The organism is Variovorax sp. 20P10.2.4, from assembly GCF_058244205.1.
The window spans coordinates 1-1,947 of record NZ_JBZAYE010000972.1 but is presented as its reverse complement, the minus strand read 5'-3'; the positions used below and the strand labels follow the sequence as shown (position 1 = coordinate 1,947).

General features: G+C 71.1%; 2 protein-coding genes and 1 pseudogene. 1 reads left to right on the top strand and 2 read right to left on the bottom strand.

The window, feature by feature from the left end:
* Positions 1-66 precede the first annotated feature (66 nt).
* Entirely contained in the window at positions 67-768 is a 702-nt protein-coding gene (locus AC27VN_RS40075) for a DUF484 family protein (protein WP_261211342.1), read from the bottom strand.
* Positions 765-1,640 (bottom strand): diaminopimelate epimerase, encoded by an 876-nt coding sequence (gene dapF, locus AC27VN_RS40070; protein WP_490880300.1) that lies wholly within the window; start codon positions 1,638-1,640, stop codon positions 765-767. The genes AC27VN_RS40075 and dapF overlap by 4 nt, the downstream gene beginning before the upstream one ends.
* 63 nt (positions 1,641-1,703) lie before the next feature.
* On the opposite strand from dapF, the pseudogene AC27VN_RS40065 reads away from it, so the two are divergent.
* Positions 1,704-1,947: pseudogene (locus AC27VN_RS40065) on the top strand (hypothetical protein); the annotation flags it as partial.

Sequence of the window (1,947 nt, the reverse complement as noted above, 5' to 3'; positions counted from 1 at the left end):
AGGCCGCGATCCGCAGCACGCGCGGCACCCGGCGCCACAGGCGCCCCAGCGCCGCGACGGGACGGATCAAGGCCGCAGCCGCGACAGCGCGCCCGAGGCCAGTTCGGCGATGCGCTCGAGGAAGTCGGTGCCCATCTCGGCGTTGAAGCGCTGCGCGTCGGGCGAGGCCAGCACCAGCAGGCCGAAGGCCGGGGCGTTGGGCTCGGCGCGCAGCGGAATCAGCGAGATCGAGGCCGCGGCATTGGGCTCGGGCAGCCAGTTGGCCGCCTCGAAGCCCGCGTTGAGGCCGCAGTACGGCGCGGTCAGCGAGGTCGCGAGCGCCTTCACGTCGTCGCTGACCCACTGCGCATAGGCCTCGTTGAGGTACTCGGTGCCGCAGTCCCAGACCTTGATGGCCGTCTGCGGCACCAGGAACAGCGACTGCAGGTCGACCGCGATGCGGTAGGGCAGGCTGCGCGGGTCGCGCGTGGTCAGCAGGCCGGCGGTCCAGCGCTGCAGCCGGTCGGCGATCACCACGTTCTCGGTGCCGTGGCGCACCATGTCCATCACGCGGTGCTCGAGCGCCTTGATCTTCTCGCGCAGCATCTCGGCCTGGCGCTCCTGCAGGCTCACGGCGCGGTTGCCGTGCGGGCTGGTGAGCTGCACCTGCGCCAGCAGCTGGGCATGGCGCTCGAAGAAGTCGGGCGTGTTCGCCAGGTAGTTCGCGATGTCGTCTTCGGTGATCGGGTTCATGGCGTTCGCGTCTTGGTTGTTCGTGAAGGAGGTCATGGCAGGTCCGGCACCTCGATGTCGCCCTCGAACACCGTGGTGGCCGGGCCCGTCATCAGCACCGGCCGGCCCTCGCCCTGCCATTCGATGGTGAGCATGCCGCCGTGCGTCTGCACGTCGACCCGGCGGTCCAGCAGCCCGAGGCGGATGCCGGCCACCACCGCCGCGCAGGCGCCGGTGCCGCAGGCCAGGGTTTCGCCCGCGCCGCGCTCGAACACGCGCAGCTTCACGTGCGTGCGGTCGACCACCTGCAGGAAACCGGCGTTCACGCGCTGCGGAAAGCGCGGATGGTGTTCGATCTGCGGCCCCTGCTCGGCCACGGGCGCGGTCTCGACGTCGTCGACGATCTGCACCGCGTGCGGGTTGCCCATCGACAGCACCGCTACCGAAACGATAGCGCTGCCGGCCCGCGTGCCCAGTGCCAGGTGCCAGGTGTGCCAGCCGCCCTCGGGCTGCGGATCGAGCCCGGCGGTGTCGAAGGGCACGCGCTCGGGTTCGAAGATCGGCGCGCCCATGTCGACCGTCACGCGGCCGTCATCGCCCATGCGCGGCTCGATCACGCCGGCGAGCGTTTCGACGCGCACCGAGTCCTTGTCGGTCAGGCCGTGCTCGCGCACGAAGCGCATGAAGCAGCGCGCGCCATTGCCGCACTGCTCGACCTCGCCGCCGTCGGCGTTGTGGATCACGTACTGGAAGTCGGTGCCCGCGGCGCGTGCGGGCCGCACCGTGAGGATCTGGTCGGCGCCGACGCCGAAGTGGCGGTCGGCCAGGAAGCGGTACTGCGCGGCCGTGAGGCCCAGCGTGTCGCGCGTTTCGTCGAGCACGACGAAATCGTTGCCGGCCCCCTGCATCTTGGTAAAGCGGATTCGCATCGACGGATTATCGCCAGCGGCACCGGCCCTTAGGATCGCGGGCCCAAAGGAAATCGCCCGCCCATGTCCTCCGAAACCCCGCCGCCCACCGACTGGAAGGCGCTGGAACCGCTGCTCGTGGACGACGCCGTGCGCGCGCTGCGGGCCTTGCTGGACCAGAACCCCGGCGAAAGCTTCTACGCCGCCGCCCTGTACGGCCTGTACCGCGAACTCGACGGCCCGGTGTTCCTGCCCGGCCTGGCGGCCCACAGCCTCGGCGCCCTCGGCGGCCCGCCGGCCGGCCGTTTCTGGGAAGCGGCCTGGAACC

Bases quoted from the DNA above. Each gene is read 5' to 3' on its own strand.
- AC27VN_RS40075 (WP_261211342.1), bottom strand. From the start codon at position 768: ATGACCTCCTTCACGAACAACCAAGACGCGAACGCCATGAACCCGATC.
- dapF (WP_490880300.1), bottom strand. From the start codon at position 1,640: ATGCGAATCCGCTTTACCAAGATGCAGGGGGCCGGCAACGATTTCGTC.